The sequence below is a fragment of the Tolypothrix sp. VBCCA 56010 genome (assembly GCF_050875635.1).
Lineage (GTDB): Bacteria > Cyanobacteriota > Cyanobacteriia > Cyanobacteriales > Nostocaceae > Hassallia.
In genome coordinates this window covers 1-1,378 of record NZ_JBPAOH010000350.1, presented here as the reverse complement: position 1 = coordinate 1,378, position 1,378 = coordinate 1, and the positions used below count along the sequence as shown (strand labels likewise).

Genomic DNA, 1,378 nt, shown 5'->3' with positions numbered 1-1,378 from the left:
CCGCTCTATAAAACTTATACAATCTTGGACAAAGCGCCAAGATGAGGTTTATTTCCTGTTTCAATCGGTCCCCCAGGCAGATCCCGTCCACAGGCTTCCACGGCAGAGCTTGCCGCAGTTTCCGAATAATCTCGAATGTTCATCGAAGCGTTTAAGTCACGGTCAACGGAAATGCCACAATTAGGACAGTCATAAGTCCTTAAATGTAGTGGCATTGGTTGGCGATGACCGCAACTGCTGCAAAGCTGACTGGATGGATAAAACCTATCAATAACGATGACTTTACTGCCATACCATTCAGCTTTATATTCCAACTGCCTTCTAAATTCATAAAAGCCAGAATCGGCAATTGCTGAAGCTAACTTATGGTTTTTTAGCATACCCGATACATTTAGGTTTTCAATCACAATCTCGCCGTGGTTCTTGGTAAGATGCGATGTTAGCTTGTGTGTAGCGTCGTTGCGGATACTAGCAATGCGGTCATGAAGTTTGGCTATTTTCTGTTTGGTTTTCTCTCGGTTTTTTCCTCCTGGGATTTGTCTAGCCAGCTGACGTTGCAGTACTTTGAGTTTTACTTTGTTACTGCGGTAAGGCTTTAATGCCGGATATACGGTTCCATCACTCACGGTTGCTAGCACCTTAATACCCAAATCCACGCCAACACGCCCAAAGCCTTTATCTGTGAACACTTGATCTACTTTAATCTTGAAAGCAACGTACCATTCTCCTGCCTTGCGACTGATAGTTACAGATTTAATTTTCTGATTGGCAACAGTCTCATGTAACCGAACCAAGCCGATACGCGGCAATTGAATAAAGTTGTCTTTTATATAGATAGTTCCATCTAGGTAAAAGTGGTCGTTGATGAACTTCTTTTTGCGCTTAGGCACACCGCTACCCTTAACGCGACGGTTCGGCGGACAGAATCCTCTGTCCGCCGACACGTCGCCTTTTAAATGGCGTTTCCAAGCATTGTCTAAATCTCTAAGTGCTTGTTGCGGAGCGCACTTTGAGGAATTGTAAAACCATTTATTTTCTGGTTTCACCTCAGCATTTAATTTTTTGTGGAGATCAATTGCAGAAGGAAACTTTGGCAATGTCTCTCCTTTTTCCTTGGCAACATTCCTGGCTTCAATAGCTTGAAAACATTCTTTCAGTCCCCAGTTGTAAGCCCACCTCGCACAACCAGCATGTTGAGCAAACAAAGAACGTTGCTTATTGTTCGGATTAAGTTTAGTCTTAAATCCTTTGAGTAGCATTTTCCTTCAATGTAAGTAATGTCGTTTTTTCTAAAAACTTGGACATATAGTCGCCACAAACGGTTAAATGTCCAACTATGGTGAAGATTGTCTAATTATTTTGATTCAGTTGCAAACCC

General features: G+C 42.4%; 1 protein-coding gene. It reads right to left on the bottom strand.

Annotated features, from left to right (window positions below; all coding sequences use genetic code 11):
- Positions 1–14 precede the first annotated feature (14 nt).
- A complete protein-coding gene (locus AABK37_RS41385) occupies positions 15–1,259 on the bottom strand; it encodes an RNA-guided endonuclease InsQ/TnpB family protein (RefSeq protein WP_432557178.1) in 1,245 nt (414 codons plus the stop codon).
- Positions 1,260–1,378: the final 119 nt, after the last annotated feature.